The sequence below is a fragment of the Neobacillus sp. Fa239 genome, assembly GCF_055395235.1.
In genome coordinates this window covers 4,514,195-4,530,097 of sequence record NZ_AP041611.1, presented here as the reverse complement: position 1 = coordinate 4,530,097, position 15,903 = coordinate 4,514,195, and the positions used below count along the sequence as shown (strand labels likewise).

Annotated in this window: 14 protein-coding genes and 1 pseudogene; all 15 read left to right on the top strand. The window is 31.7% G+C overall.

The genetic code is table 11. The features are described from left to right. Window positions 1-5: 5 nt before the first annotated feature. The 15 genes and pseudogenes from ACZ5XR_RS22475 (at window position 6) to ACZ5XR_RS22405 (ending at window position 15,890) form a co-directional block, all read left to right on the top strand. Entirely contained in the window at window positions 6-974 is a 969-nt protein-coding gene (locus tag ACZ5XR_RS22475; protein WP_464502407.1) for a glycosyltransferase family 2 protein, read from the top strand. Beyond that, on the top strand, window positions 971-1,870 hold the full coding sequence (locus ACZ5XR_RS22470; protein WP_464498703.1) for an SP_1767 family glycosyltransferase: 900 nt from the start codon (window positions 971-973) through the stop codon (window positions 1,868-1,870). The genes ACZ5XR_RS22475 and ACZ5XR_RS22470 overlap by 4 nt, the downstream gene beginning before the upstream one ends. A 55-nt stretch (window positions 1,871-1,925) precedes the next feature. After that, complete coding sequence (locus ACZ5XR_RS22465; protein WP_464498702.1) at window positions 1,926-3,482, top strand: lipopolysaccharide biosynthesis protein; 1,557 nt, start codon at window positions 1,926-1,928, stop codon at window positions 3,480-3,482. Window positions 3,483-3,798: 316 nt separating this feature from the next. Further along, window positions 3,799-5,160, top strand: coding sequence for an IS1182 family transposase (locus tag ACZ5XR_RS22460; protein WP_464498701.1), 1,362 nt, complete (start codon window positions 3,799-3,801; stop codon window positions 5,158-5,160). A gap of 329 nt (window positions 5,161-5,489) precedes the next feature. Next, window positions 5,490-5,633 (top strand): hypothetical protein, encoded by a 144-nt coding sequence (locus ACZ5XR_RS22455; RefSeq protein ID WP_464498700.1) that lies wholly within the window; start codon window positions 5,490-5,492, stop codon window positions 5,631-5,633. Between the two features lie 795 nt (window positions 5,634-6,428). Further along, window positions 6,429-7,583, top strand: a complete 1,155-nt coding sequence (locus ACZ5XR_RS22450; protein ID WP_464498699.1) for an acyltransferase family protein — start codon at window positions 6,429-6,431, stop codon at window positions 7,581-7,583. Window positions 7,584-7,918: 335 nt separating this feature from the next. Continuing rightward, complete coding sequence (locus ACZ5XR_RS22445; RefSeq protein ID WP_464498698.1) at window positions 7,919-9,013, top strand: acyltransferase family protein; 1,095 nt, start codon at window positions 7,919-7,921, stop codon at window positions 9,011-9,013. A 93-nt stretch (window positions 9,014-9,106) separates the two neighbouring features. Further along, the gene (locus ACZ5XR_RS22440; protein ID WP_464498697.1) at window positions 9,107-10,183 is read left to right on the top strand and encodes an acyltransferase family protein; all 1,077 of its coding nucleotides are present in this window, start codon (window positions 9,107-9,109) and stop codon (window positions 10,181-10,183) included. Window positions 10,184-10,215: 32 nt separating this feature from the next. After that, a complete protein-coding gene (locus tag ACZ5XR_RS22435) occupies window positions 10,216-11,979 on the top strand; it encodes a class I adenylate-forming enzyme family protein (RefSeq protein WP_464498696.1) in 1,764 nt (587 codons plus the stop codon). After that, complete coding sequence (locus ACZ5XR_RS22430) at window positions 11,972-13,048, top strand: acyltransferase family protein (protein ID WP_464498695.1); 1,077 nt, start codon at window positions 11,972-11,974, stop codon at window positions 13,046-13,048. Before ACZ5XR_RS22435 ends, ACZ5XR_RS22430 begins: the two co-directional genes overlap by 8 nt. Before the next feature lie 74 nt (window positions 13,049-13,122). Continuing rightward, window positions 13,123-13,840, top strand: a pseudogene (locus ACZ5XR_RS22425) (metallophosphoesterase family protein). Between the two features lie 211 nt (window positions 13,841-14,051). After that, a complete protein-coding gene (locus ACZ5XR_RS22420) occupies window positions 14,052-14,312 on the top strand; it encodes a hypothetical protein (protein ID WP_464498694.1) in 261 nt (86 codons plus the stop codon). Between the two features lie 87 nt (window positions 14,313-14,399). Beyond that, entirely contained in the window at window positions 14,400-15,176 is a 777-nt protein-coding gene (locus ACZ5XR_RS22415) for a hypothetical protein (RefSeq protein ID WP_464498693.1), read from the top strand. After that, complete coding sequence (locus tag ACZ5XR_RS22410) at window positions 15,173-15,448, top strand: PqqD family protein (RefSeq protein WP_464498692.1); 276 nt, start codon at window positions 15,173-15,175, stop codon at window positions 15,446-15,448. The genes ACZ5XR_RS22415 and ACZ5XR_RS22410 overlap by 4 nt, the downstream gene beginning before the upstream one ends. Continuing rightward, the gene (locus ACZ5XR_RS22405; RefSeq protein ID WP_464498691.1) at window positions 15,438-15,890 is read left to right on the top strand and encodes a signal peptidase I; all 453 of its coding nucleotides are present in this window, start codon (window positions 15,438-15,440) and stop codon (window positions 15,888-15,890) included. The genes ACZ5XR_RS22410 and ACZ5XR_RS22405 overlap by 11 nt, the downstream gene beginning before the upstream one ends. Window positions 15,891-15,903 lie beyond the last annotated feature (13 nt).

The following is a 15,903-nucleotide window of genomic DNA, read 5'->3' as shown; positions in this document are numbered from 1 at the left end:
AAGTGATGAATCCTAAAATCAGTATTATTGTACCGGTATATAAAGTTGAGCCATACATACAAAAATGTGTTGATTCAATATTGGCTCAAACAATGACAGATTTTGAATTAATACTCGTGGATGATGGATCACCGGATAATTGTGGAGAAATTTGTGATGAATATGCTCGGATAGATAATCGGGTTAAGGTGATACATAAGGATAATGGAGGGCTTGCAAGCGCGAGAAATGCAGGCCTGGATATTGCCATAGGTGAATATGTTGGATTTGTTGATAGCGATGATTGGATTGAGCCAGATATGTACGAACTACTATACAACATGTGTATAAATAATACTTGTGAAATTGCAAATTGCACAAGTATAATCTATTTTAAAAATAAAGTGGTAAAAAACGGGAATCACCCCTTAACAATTCACAGTAAAGAGCAAGCAATGAAAACAATGCTCGAAGGCGATTTATACGATGAGGTAGTATGGACAAAGTTAATAAAACGAAGTCTCCTCATAGAAATTAGATTTCCAATTGGAGTAATTTACGAAGATACTGCCTTCACTTATAAACTAATTGATAAGTGTAGTAAGATTTGTTGTATTGGGGCTCCTAAGTACCATTATATAAAACGGGAAGAAAGTATAATGGATCGTGCTGTAAAGAACCTTAGAATTGATGGGGTATTAATCTATGATGAAATGTACCAATTTATAAAAAGGAATTATCCGGAATTAAGTAATTTAGTGGCTTTAAAGTTAGCAAATAGTGCAATGACCATTTTAAATCTAATATCATCAACCCCTGACTTTCCAAAGCATAAAAAGAAATATTTAAAAGTTACAAAAATATTAAATAACTATTTTAAATCAACCATTAGGCTTAAAGAATATCCTAAAACAGTAAAAATATTGTTAACTGCAACAAAACTACAGCCTTATCTTTATAAGTTATTAATTAACTATAGGAGAAAAGTAGGATGAAGGAACTGTTATTAAATGTATATTACAAAATACTAAATATTCAAGAAAGGGTTTTAATATTTTATAATTATTTGATTAATAAAATGGTGAAACCACCCATTGTTCGTACAACTGATGAAACTTTGGATTATATCTTAAAAGGGAGAATCTCAGTTAGCAGATATGGTGATGGTGAGTTTTCTCTTATGAATGGACAGAGTTTAATGTTTCAACCGTATTCTTCTGAGTTAGGATTTCGATTAAAAGAAATTATTGAAAGTAAAAAAGAAAAACATATAGTCTGTATTCCTAATGTATTTAGTAGCGTTGATTGGTGTTCTGAAAAACCCAAAAAATACTGGTTAAACTACCTAAGTTTAAAACGCAGCAAAATATATAAATTTTTAGACATGAAAAAAGAATATTACGATTCTTTAGTTACCCGGTTATATATAGATCATATCGATAAAAGTAATGCCGCTAAGCGATTTCAAAAGTTTAAAGAGTTATGGGATGACAGAGAAGTTACCATTGTAGAAGGTTCAAAGAGTGGGCTTGGTGTTGGTAATAATTTATTTAATAATGCTCGTTCGTTAACAAGAATAATTTGTCCTGCAATAAATGCGTTTGCAAAATATAATGAGATTTTGGAAGAAATAAAAAAACAAGACAAATCAAAACTAATTTTAATAGCCCTTGGACCAACTGCTACTGTCTTATCATTTGATTTGGCTAATTGTGGATATCAGGCAATTGACATAGGGCATATTGATATAGAATATGAATGGTTTTTACAACAGGCAGAAGAGAAGTTACCAGTAAAGAATAAGTATATTGGTGAAATTCCCAATGGGACAAATGTTAAAGAAATCAAAGATTTTATTTATAATAGTCAGATAATTTCAAAAATAATATAAGTGTAAAGAATTCAGCCACCCTTTATAGTTAATACTTTTAAAGAAGGAATTAGATATGAGAATAAACAATTCTATTAAAAATATAATAATAAGTCTATTTTCTCAAGTAGTTATTGTTTTACTAGGATTCATTTCTAGAAAGATATTCCTAGATAGCCTTGGGGCAGATTATTTAGGTATCAATGGATTATTAACCAATGTTTTATCCATTATGGCACTGGTAGAAAGTGGGATTGGTATAAGCATTGTATATAATTTATATAAACCTTTGGCAGATAACAATCAAAATAAAATAATTGCATTAGTGCAGCTTTATAAAAGGGCTTACAGTATTCTAGCTTTAATTATACTAGTGATTAGTATTGCCCTATTTCCTTTGTTAGGACATTTAATGAAAAATGGAAGTTCTATTTCTAATCTTGCTATTATATACTTATTATTTGTTGCAAAGAATATGATTTCCTATTTAAACGCTCATAAATGGTCACTTATTAATGCAGATCAAAAAGGTTATGTTTTAGCTGGAATGAACTTGCTTTTCCAAGTTATAACTGTAATTGCCAGAATTATTATTCTTTTAATTAGTAAAAACTATATCTTATATCTAGGAATAGAACTATTTGTTTATGCAATTCAAAATTTAATTAATGGGAATATTGTTAATAAGAGATATCCTTATATTAAAACTAATATCAAATATAAAATTGATCGTGAGGTAAAAGAAAACTTAGTTAAGAATGTAAAGGCAATGTTTTTACACAATATTGGAGGTTATTTAGTTTATGGAACAGATAATATCCTTATATCTTCCCTCATTAATGTAGCAACAGTTGGTCTTTATTCCAACTATACCATGATTATTCAACAATTGTCTGCATTGGCTAATCCAGTCCTTAGTGATATTGGAGCAAGTGTTGGAAATTTAATTGTGACAGAAAGTAATGAAAAAAATTATTCAATATTTAAAGTTTCCTATTTACTAAACTTTTGGATAACATCGTTATGTGTAATATTTTTGTATAATTTATTAGATCCCTTTATTAGTTGGTGGCTTGGGAAACAGTATGTTTTAGATAATTTTACTTTTACTATTATTTTAATAAACTTTTATTTAGATAATATGAGAATTGCCATTTCGATATTTAAAAATAAAGCAGGTATATTTGTACAGGATAAATATGCTCCGTTAATTGAGGGAGCAATTAATTTAATTGCGTCTTTAATACTGGCTAAATTTTTTGGATTAGCCGGTATTTTTATTGGGACAACAATTAGTACTGTTGCAACTGTACTTTGGACACAGCCATTTTTTGTATATAAACACGTTTTCAAAAAAAGTGTGTTCTTGTATTTTATTAAATATGGATTTTATATAGCTCTAACTTTTGTAACTTGTTTTATTACAACATTTATTTGTAATTCTCTGGTTATAGGACAAAGCTTTTTAAATTTAATTATAAAGGGTATTACCTCTTTAATAATTCCTAATTTGATTTACTTAATTATTTTTTATAAAAGTGCGGAACTAAAGTATTTAAAATCCATTTTAGGAAATTTATTATCTGGATTAAAAGGTAAAAAATTTATAAGGAGAAAAGTTAAAGTAATTTAGTATTTATTTTCATCAATTTCCAATGGATTTAGTTTATTGATAGGTGGCTGATCCAGTCCCTTATTTTTATTTTTTATAAAGGTTTTAGTTGAAATACTCGAGGTGAGGTTTAAAAATGCTCGAATTGAAAAGGTAGTTCTTAAGAAATTTAATTTTTGTGTAAATAGTTATCATAAATGGAGAAATTGGGATAACTTGTAAAGGTAAATGAATAAACTTATTCATTGCAGACTGTCGACAAATCCGAGAAAAATCGGGTCTGCCGGCAGTCTTTTTTGTATAATTGATATATGAAGATTTTAATGAGGTGGATACTATGCTTTCAAAAAATACACAGATGAATCGTGACCAAATAGAAATGATAGCTTTAGAACAACTTGTACCTGCGAACCATTTGGTTCGCAAAATAGAAGCTGCCATAGATTTCTCATTTATCTATTCACTTGTACAAGATATGTATTCATCTGATCGAGGTCGTCCGAGTATTGACCCTGTAGTATTGATTAAGATGGCGTTTATCCAATATACCTTCGGTATTCGCTCTATGCGTAAAACTATAGAGGAAATCGACACAAATATTGCTTATCGTTGGTTTTTAGGCTTTGGATTTTATGATAAAGTACCACATTTCTCAACCTTCGGTAAAAATTACGAAAGACGTTTCAAGAACACTGATTTGTTTGAGCAGATTTTCTATCGTATTTTGAAGGAAGCTTCTGATAAAAAATTAATAAGCAGTGATCACGTTTTTATTGATTCCACACATGTTAAAGCAAGTGCAAATAAGCGTAAAATTGAGAAGAAAGTCGTTCGAAAAGAAACCAAAGCATATGAAGCGCGATTACAAGAGGAGATTAATAGTGACCGCGAAGATCACGGGAAAAAGCCATTTCCTCCAGATAAATTTGAAAAGGAAGAAAAGAAAGAAATTAAAGAAAGCACCACGGACCCAGAAAGTGGTTATTACGTAAAGGACGAGCGTACTAAACAGTTTGCTTACTCATTCCATACAGCTGCTGATCGAAATGGTTTTGTTCTGGGTACGATTGTTACACCAGGGAATATACACGATAGCGTTATTTTTGAACCACTTCTAGAAAAGGTCATTGAAAAACACGGGAAACCTGAGGCTATTGCTGCTGATGCTGGATATAAAACGCCTGCCATTGCCCAATACTTATTTGAAAATGATATAACGCCTGCATTACCTTACACTCGCCCTCGTACGAAGGATGGCTTCTTAAGAAAGCATGAATATGTTTATGATGAATACTATGATTGTTATATCTGTCCGAAAGGACAAATATTAAAATATGCAACAACGACAAAGGAAGGTTATCGACAATACTTCTCTAACCCCATTGAGTGTAAAAATTGCCCATTATTATCACAGTGTACACAGAGTAAAGAACATAAAAAACTAATTCAACGACATGTGTGGGAAAACTATTTAGAAGAAGCCGACCATCTTCGTCATACAGAAGAAAATAAAACTATATATGCAAGACGTAAAGAAACGATTGAGCGTGTCTTTGCGGATGCTAAGGAAAAGCATGGAATGCGATGGACAACCTTAAGAGGTCTAAAAAAATTGTCTATGCAAGCGATGCTTACTTTTGCTGCCATGAATTTGAAAAAGATGGCCAGCTGGACATGGAAAAGTCCGGTAATGGCGTAAATATATGAATAAGATAAGTCTAAGTTTTGCTCTTACGAGCAAAAGTCCAACAAAAAGGCATCCGAATGGACACATTCGGATGCCTTTTGTCTACAATCTGAAATGAATAAACTTATTCATTGTTCCAATGTAACCACAAAAACAAATGACTTGCCTCAATAAATTGATAAGCCAGGAATTGCATTTTCATTTGATGATAGTTATAGAAATTATGATTGGTACAAATATGGGAAGGGATTGTTTGGGCATTATGATGTGAAAGTAAATTTAATATCAAAGTATGTCATCATTTTGATTATAAAAAATAACATACACAGGATGAAATAGATATGTTACTAGAAATACAATCTAATGGCTATGAGATTGCTCATCATAGTTTTATCCATAAAAAGGCTACTAAAAATTCACTGGAATTTGGAATAAGTGGATGGATAAAAAATGAATTTACTTCCTTAAATAATTGGGATGAATAGTCTAAACCTTTCAATTACGATGGAAGGCTTTAAAAAAACAGTTTCTTTTGCAGTACCTTACTTTTTATTTGAAGAGGAAAATATCAAAGAGTTTTTGGCAAATTTTTTAAAATTGTGAGAGATCATATAAATTGGAATAATTCACCACATCTAATCATAGAGGTTTTGCACCATCAATTTGCTTAGATACTTATTATTCAAAGAACCTTTTTTACAAAAAAATTATGAAACTAACTAAGAAAACAAGGAAAAACTTGATATAAACATGCATTTGATTTTACTCAAATAATTAAATTAGGAAAAAATGGATGGGAAGAAGAATCAAAAAAATCAGGAACATGAAGAACAGCTCCTAAAAACTTTACAAGCAATAATTAAGCAAGAAAAATTGGCTTACATTCTATTCAATGTCTGAGATTGCTGGAATAGCAACTATTAATGATACTAATTTTGAAAAATGCGTTAAAAAGTTAATTTAAAATCCATTTGCAAAATGGATTTTAATATCTGACTTATGCAAAAGTAAAGAATTAAATCTAAGTAAAGAAGATATTTCTTATTTAGACGGAGTTAAATACTTTCCAAAATTAGAAACTATTATATTAAATGAAGGTATAATTCCTAATTTCAGGTACTGTAACTGTTCATCTATAGTTAACAATTAAGATTGACATAATAAAAAGCCAAAATGGAAAAAGGAAAGGAATAATCTATAATTTAATAAACTATTTTTTAAAATCTAGATTGATTAAATAGATTTCTGGCATATTATAAGATAAGTTTGGGGGAATACATATGGGAAAAAGGTATGAAGAATTGGATTCAATTAGAGGGATAGCAGCATTAGTTGTATTGTTGAGTCACTTTTTATTTATATTTATAAATGTAGGAGGTTTTTTAAAGTCTAACTTTGGGATAGTTTTGTCGGCTTTGTGGAATGGACATGGGTCAGTAATAATGTTCTTTGTAATAAGTGGATTTGTTTTGTCTTTAGCTTTTATTAAAGACAATAAGCCAAAATACACTCATTATTTAATAAAACGATTTAGTAGAATTTATATACCTTATTTAATTATCCTTTTTATTGCAATTATAATTAAGTTTTTTCTTGAATCCAAACTAGGTAATGTACCTAATCTCTTTTTAGGAGATGGATGGTATGAGGCGATTTCTTTAAAATCTGTAATAAACCATGTCTTATTCTTAGGTGAATATAATCATGATACATATATTATGGTGATTTGGTCACTTATTCATGAAATGAGGATATCAATTGTTTTTCCATTAATAGTTGTTTTTTTGCTTAAATTTGATTGGAAGATAAGTATAGGAAGTGCCATAATTTTATCCTTTATTAGTAATATCCTTATCAATGTTTTTCCCACAAACTTTACTAGTAATATATCCAGTAATTATTTTATTACTTTACATTATTTATCTATGTTTATTTTTGGTTTTTTAATTGCTAATCACAGAGAAAAACTAATTGATAAAGTTAAAGATTCAAAATTAAAAATTCCGATGTTTTTTATTGGCTTAGTGATATTAAATTATCCGAATGTTCCATATTCTGTATTAGCAAAACTTACTGGAGATCTTGGCTATCGACCTGCATTAATGATAATGGACTGGATAACTACATTCGGTGCAGTTTTAATTATATTATTTGTGTTAAGTTCTAAAATTTTATCCAAATTCTTGTTAATAAAACCTATTAGGCTCCTAGGTGAAATTTCATATAGTCTATATTTAATTCATCCAGTAGTATTGTTAACCATAATTTATGTATTTTATGGCACACTTTCGATTCCATTATTGTTAATAACGTCATTTATTTTAACTTTGATCTTGTCATGGTTTAGTTATAAGTATATTGAGAAACCATCAATCCAACTTGGTAAATATTTAACGTCATCAAATAATGTAATTCAAAAACAAGCCTCGGCCTAGTGTTCTAAATTTTGGTAATAACTGGACGTTGAGTTCCATTTGATTAAATAAAGAGAAAACAAAATTGACAAGTTATTAAAATTCTAACCTAGGTGTTTATAGTAATGGTTAGATGTTCCATAAGGTTAAGTGTTTCAAACTTAATAAAGTTGGGAAGAGGTTATAATGAATGAATTAACAGTTCTTATTCCACCATATAACGAAGATAACAAAAATGGATATTCAGTAAGGCATAATACGAAATTTAATATAAATTATTTTACATTAAATCTTACCCTATATCAAATTGAGTTTAGAGGAACGTTAATAAATAAAATTAAAGGTTGAGTGAAATAATGAGTAAATTATCTCTTTTTACAGTTATAGAAGATGGTAAAGCTTCAAGAATACTTGACTTGATAAGATTTATTTCTTCACTTGTAGTTTTCTTATTTCATTTCTATGTTCCATTACCTGGTTATCAAGCAGTAATGATATTTTTTGTTCTCAGCGGCTATTTTATATCCTCTAGTGTTTTAAAATTAATTAGTGAAAATCGATGGAGATGGAGGGATTACCTTTTAAAAAGGATAATAAGGCTTTGGATTGTTCTTATCCCAAGCCTTATCTTGACATTACTTTGGGCAAAAATTCAATTTAATTTATTTGGAGTAACTAAGATTTCCGAGTTTTTAAATTGGAAAATCTTAGTTGGTAATTTATTTTTTCTCCAAGGTATCACCGTACCGGAATATGGTTTGAATGGCCCATTATGGAGTTTAAGTTATGAATTTTGGTACTATATTATGTTTCCATTTTTAGTGTTATTAATTTTTTCCCCCAGTAAAGGAAAGAAGCTCTTATATGTATTGATTTTAATAGTTATTTCAACTTTTGTTGGGTTAAAAATAACTGAATATTTTCTAGTGTGGCTATTGGGGGCCATTATTCCTGTAATTAGGCCAATAAATTTTAAAAGTAATTTATCGGGGAATTTAATAATATTATTTTTTTCTTTCTTGGTTTTAGCATCAATGAAGGGATACGTATTCTTTGTGAATTACCCTAAACTACAAATTATTCCTGACTTAGGTATTGGTGTTTCTTTTAGCATATTACTTTATCTAATAGTTTCCTTTTTTAATTCAAAAGGAGATAAATCAAAAGTTAATATTCCTAAGCAATTGGCAGCATTTTCTTACACCCTTTATCTTACTCATTTTCCATTAGCGCATATAATTTTTACTTGGAGAGCATCTACCTTATGGATATTTACTGGTATAGAAGCGGTAATTATGAAATGTTTAATTATGGTTTCAGTAATTTTGTTTGCTTGGTTGATCGCTTCATTAACTGAGAAGCATACTGAAAAAGTAAGAAAGTCAATTTTTAAGTTAATTAAATCCATTGATAAAAAGAATATAAAGCCAGTAGCCGTGGAAAAGAATTAATTTTACAAAGAATTATTGGTGAAAAATACTTTTTATATCACATGGTTTTTATTTGTCATTTGATAACTTATAAAAGGTGGGGTAATCCCAAAAATGGAATTCACAAAACAAGATATGAAAATGTCCAAAGGAGTAGCAATCATGTTTATGCTGCTCCTTCATCTTTTTTGTCGGAAAGATGTGCATGGATTGTATGATACCTTTCCATTAATCAATGGTGTGCCTTTGGCATATTATTTTGGGTTGTTTGGTGATGTCTGCGTACCTATTTATTGTTTTTCCAGTGGGTACGGGTTATTTCTAAGCATTACAAGTTCTAATGGACCAATTTTTAAAAAGAATGGCATGCGTATTTTTAAATTATTAATTAATTATTGGATTATTTTATTTCTATTTGTGGGAATCGGCATTCTTGCTGGTATGTCCGCATCACTACCTGGAGATTCTATGTCGTTTATAATGAATTTTTTAGTATTTTCTAATTCATATAATGGAGCATGGTGGTTTCTTCAAACATATATTATTCTTGTCCTGACAGCTCCTTTCCTTTTTAAGATTGTTAGAAAGTATAATTCATACGTATTGATATTAATTTCAGGTTTCATCTATTTATCTACCTATGTCCAACGCATTAAGCATGTGATTGATTTTGGCGATAGTACTGTACTGAATATCATTGTAAATGCAATTGTTTTATTTGGTACTTCGCAGTTGCCGTTTATTGTTGGTGCGGTTTTCGCAAAAGAGAAATTTTATTCATACCTACAAAAAAGTGTAAATGGGATCCATATGAAAAATGTTTTTTGTTTATTAGGAATTGTCCTTTTGGCTGTTATACACGGATTTTACCAGTCAATGATTATTGCACCTATTACAGGGACAGCTTTTATTTGCTTATTCAATCTCATGGATAAAAGTAAATTTGTTCAAAAAGTTCTAAATTACTTAGGAAATCATTCGACAAATATTTGGTTAACCCATATGTTCTTTTATATTACTATTTTCCCAAGTCTTACATTTGCACCAAAGTATCCATTACTCATTTTTGTTTGGCTAATCATTCTATGTCTAATTTCATCCCATATTATCAACTTCATTTATAAACCAATTATACAAAAGATTGAGAAAAAGAACTCGCTTCTGAAGCACGTTAGTAAGGCAGTGGGGTAAAAAAGCTATCTACTATTTGGAGGTCGGGAAAAATGCCGAAAATAAACCAGTTTAATAGGGACACGATTCCCGATTTACTTTACCAAAGGGCAAAACACTCAGCTCAGGATATTGCCTACAGATTTCCTGAACTTCAACAAATTTATTCATGGTCCAAAGTTTGGAGTGAGATTCAGCAGTTGGCAAAGGGGTTCTTGCAGTTAGGGGTTAAGAAAGGTGATCGGGTTGCCCTGCTAATGGAGGGAAGGATTGAGTTGATTCTTTCGATGTATGCAGCTGCTTGTGTTGGGGCTGTGGCTGTCCCTCTTAATACATATACCAAGAAGAATGAACTGAAAACTTACCTTAATGATTCAAGACCTGTCATGATGATAATTGGCACAAAGGGTCAACATTTGCATTATCCAACAATATTAAGTGAAATTATCTCAGACCATAATGCCAAGGATTCTGACAGCCAATGGATTCCATCTAATATTTTTGTCCTTGATGAACAATCAAGGATTTCTACTCCTTTTCGAACGATTTCAGAATTAATTCAATATGGTCGGAAAAAGACAGAACACGACTTTATTATTGCTTGTCAATTGAATCAAGCCAAGGATCCATTTTTACTTCTTTATACTTCCGGGACTACCGGACATCCGAAAGGAGTTCTCCGTTCCACAGCTTCCTTTCTCTTTTCCAATAATGATAAAAAGGAACATGGAAAGCTAACGATGTTCATGATGAGGATATGTGACAAGATTACCCGACATTTTTCACTAATGAATTTAATGCCATTATACCATTTGGGGGGAGTGTCCACTCTATTTTCATCATTGAAGTCATGTAATATTCAAATCACTATGATTAGCCACTATAACCCCGTTACCGCTTTAGCTGTCATTGCAAAGGAAAAATGCAGCATTTTGGTTGGAACACCATTTATGATATTGCAAATGCTTACATCTCCCAGTCGGGCCCAGCATGATCTGTCATCACTATTTGGTTTGGCTTGTGGAGCAGCACCAGTCAATCGTAATTTTGTAGAAAAAGTCACTCGTGAATTGCACCTTCTCTTTTTAGTAACTGGCTATGGATCGACCGAAGCAGGTCCTGTTGCAAATGGTACCTATTTTTTTGGTTCAAAAAACAACTTGCTATTATCATTATTGTTCAATATATTTAAGTCTACAAATGTATTGAGCGGGTTGATATATCAAAAGGATATAGAAAAGAGTGAATATAGTATTGCAGGTAAGGTGGATAGGGATGTTGAGGTACAAATTTTAGATAAAAATACAGGGGAAGTTTTGTTGGTAAATAAGCACGGTGAAATTGCAATTAGAAGCTACAGAGTAATGCGATATGCCAAGAATAACAAAGATATGAATCGCTTTACAGAAGATGGATGGTATAAATCAGGAGACCTGGGATTTTTGGACGAAAAAGGACAATTGATAATTGTAGGGAGACTAAATCGAATTATTTCGCGGGGTGGAGAAAAGGTATCACCCGTTGAAATTGAAAATGTTTTGTTAAAACATAAGGATATTGATGACGCGATAGTGGTTGGGATTCCAGATGAGTTGTATGGTGAGCAGATTTGTGCTTGTATTATCACTGAAAGAGACTCCAATCTGACCGCTGAAAAATTGAGCTCCAATCTTATTCCACATTTATCAGCTTTTAAAATCCCAAAATATTTCGTATTTCTTAACGAATTTCCAATTTTCTCAACGGGTAAGGTTGCTATTTCTGAGATACAAACAATTGCTTTAGATCAGATAGGGGTACAAAAAGAATATGCGTAGATACTATCCGGGAATTACCATTTTTAAATTCGTGGGTGCTCTTCTTGTCTTGCTCGATCACGGGTGGCTCTATATTGGTATTGTTGCCATGCCGGACCAACAGCTGCGGTTTATCATTAATATCCTTTCTTTTGTTGTGCCTTGTTTCTATATAATTGCAGGATTTTTGGCTCATAAGGGATGGTCGCACGCGGAAAATCCGCGTAATTATGTCAAGAGATATCTAAAATGGATTCTTATTTTGTATGGTTTCTTTTGTCTTCTATTTATATTTGAAAATACTATTCCGGAAATAATACACAAGGGTTTTACATTCAATAATCTTTTCTTCCAGGCGAAGATTTTATTTATGACGATTATTTTAAATGGGCCCTATCTGCAATTTTGGTTTATCCCGCCATTAATCTTTGGAATAGGGGCAGCCTTTTGGTTTAATCAGAAAGACCTTCTGCATCTGGGGGTAATTCTCGCACTCCTTGGGTTCCTTTTAAGCCAATTTACATCGGGGACATTACGTGGATCATTTGAAGAAATAACAGATAATCTAACTTTTCTTAATCCTCGGTATGTGGAATATTTGGCAATGTTTATAAGAGGGTATTTCGGTAATGGCTTTACATTTGTGTTGGTTGGTGTTGTATTAGCAAATTATGAAGAAAAGTTTTTGCAGATAAAAATAAAGAATCTTCTCATCTTTGCTATCTTTGTATCTTGCTTTGAAACCTTTTTTCTTTTACGATTTGCCAAGTGGAGCACCGAATACACAATGGCTTTTAGTATTCTTCCTAACACATTGCTGCTTTTTTACGGAGTCCTCAATATTAAAAGCCAAACGGTACAGTTCTATCATAAAGCTCTCAATTTTTTTAGCATTGTAACGTATTTTACTCATATTCTGTTCATCAAAATGAATCTTTTTTTCTTAAACTGGAGTACTTCGCACATGGGTAATGGTCAGTTTTTTATTTGTCTTCTTTTAACTATAATGGAGTGCAGTGGTCTTTCATATCTATTAACTCTTCGGAAAAAGCATGATAAGGCTAAAAATCAAAGCTACCTATCCTCATGATTAAATAAAAGTTTATTATTTTGATTGTTGGTAACTAATAGATGTAACTAAACTTTTTTAAGAAGGTGTGAATAGTGAAACTTGCGTTTATTTCCGATATCCATGGAAATGCTGTTGCCCTTGAAGCAGTGTTAAATGATATTAAAAACAATGAAGTCGATAAAGTCTTTGTGCTTGGTGATATCTGTTTTAGGGGACCTGAACCCAAAAGATCGCTTGAGTTAGTTCGCTCTTTACAAACTTGAGGTTATCAAAGGAAATGCGGATGAATGGGTGGTCCGTGGCATTAACAACGGAGAGGTACCCGATAGTGTTTTTGACATGATGAATAGAGAAAGAGAGTGGACCGTATCTCAACTTGATGAAGGAAGTTTAGATTATTTAGTTACTTTACCTTCAGAACTAAAGCTAGAAATAGAAGGCATTTAAATTCATGCCTATCATGCCACTCCAGATAGTTTATTTGAGGTAATTCTTTCGAATGAAAGTGATCAAAATTTAGAAGAAAAAATGATGAAAAATGAAGCGGGTATATATTTATATGCGCATATCCATAAGCCATTTATTCGATACATTAATGGTAAAAGTATAATTAATTTAGGAAGTGTTGGTCTGCCATTCGATGGATTGGCGAAATCATCCTATGCCTTAGTTCATATAGAAAATGGCGGTTTTCAAACATCTATTGTAAGAGTAAATTACGAATTAAATAAAGTTATAAATCAGTTTCAAGAGTCGGATTATCCTTATTCTGAGCAAATGATAAATGTCTTAATTAATGCAAAAATATAAGTTTATTTAAAGACTCTAAGAAGAATTAAAATTTTAAAAATAAAAAATATGTCGAATCAATGTTCTTTAAATGGAACGGAAAATGCTTTATAATTTTCAGATAGAGATGTAGATTTAATTTTAAGTAAAGAAATTCATCATTAAAGTAAATAAATTTTTTTGTTCTGAATGTTCTTTATAATGAACTACAATGCACCAAGGAGGTGAAATAGTGATAGCAGAAAAGGTTTATACAAGACCGAAGGTCTTAAGCCATCAACTTATTCGGTTTGAAACAAGGCATTGTTGGAATCCAGGGAAAGGTAATAATCCAGGTTCCGATGGAAATGGCGGCATTAATTTTCCAATAGGAAAGAATCCAAACCCTCAGCCATGTGGAGCCGGAACGGGAAATGGGAAAAATAACACCGGAAAAAGAGATACAAATGGCAGCAGCGGAGGAATTGGTCAGTGTAATCCGAATGTTAACTAGTACTAAAATATGTTGGGGAAGTCTAACGGGATATTTTGATTAGCTTCCCTTTCAAAAGTTTGTCTAAAATTCCATTAGGAGCCCAAAATGATAACAAAAATTGGAGACCATATTATTCAATTAAGTTGTGAATCTAGTACTCTTAAACAATTTTTCGAAAAGAATTACCTCATCCTAGGTAATGATGAAAACCAAAAAAGTGATATAACGATCCAGATTAATGAAGGCTATGGGGTTCCCTTCAAGGATTATGAAGTTGAAATCACTAAACATAACGACAAAGTCTTCTATCGACGAGCCGATTATTTTATTGAAGTAGATTCAGATTTTAAGGGTGCCACTATTTCTGTTTACAATGATTTCGCATTGAAGCATGCCTTAACCAATTTATATAGTTCATTCATTGTACACCATAATTGGGGTCTATTAATTCATTCTTCATGCGTCATTGAAAAGGGCAAGGCCCATATATTTGCCGGTCAATCTGGGGCAGGAAAATCAACCGTTGCAAAACTTTCCTATCCGCGAGATTTGCTTTCAGATGAGGCGACACTTGTAAAAATTTCAACTGAAGGTGTACAGGTATTTAATTCACCATTTCGCAGTGAACTTGAAGCGGACCAATTCGCTGGAAATGTGGAATTAGCTAGTGTTCAACTTCTTAATCAGGCACTTCAAAACAAACGAATTCGTGTAGGAAAGTCGGATGCGCTTTTTCATTTAATGGATAAAGTGTTCTTTTGGCCTAATTGTCAGGAAGAAACCAAAACTATTTTGAGGCTTTTGACTTGCTTAGTGAAAAATGTTCCGGTATATGAGCTTTACTTTCAAAAAAATAATACATTTTGGGAGTTAATATCATGATGACTCAATATATTCAAAAAGATAATTATGAAGCAACAGAACTGGATGGGGAATGGATCATTTTAAATACCGATCAATATATGATCACCAAATTAAATGATGTGGGTGGACATTGTTGGTCATTATTAGAAAATCCCCAAACAGTAGATACTCTTACGGAGTCAATTGTTGATAACTTTTTAACGACTGATTCAGAGGTGCAGATTAAAAAGGATATAACGGAATTTTTAATGAATCTGGTTGAATGCGGGCTGATCGTACATGTTGATTGATGAACAAACCTTTCAGTTGCTCAAAAATACCATTACAAAGAACGGTTGGCTTGAGATCCCCTCAACTGGAAACAGTATGTTTCCGTTTATCCGACAAGGCAATCTGTGTCGCTTTGTTTCATATGAGCGTTCTACATTAAAAAAAGGTGATGTCATTTTATTCACCCATGCAGGTCAATTAATTGCCCATCGTCTTGTTGGAATAAACCATATGAACAATAATCCTTTGTTCCTATTAAAGGGTGATACGAACCTCAGCTGTGATCAGCCTATCACGGAAAATTGTATTTTAGGAAAGTTAGTTAGCGTCAAAAAACAGAATAAAATAATAACGCCCAATCGTTCATATGCCCATCTATGGGGAAGATTGATTCTAAGCTTTCCTGTTATATCAGTTATTTTACGAAAATATTTACAATTGAAACTTAAGTTTCAATATTAATCCGGCATGGAGT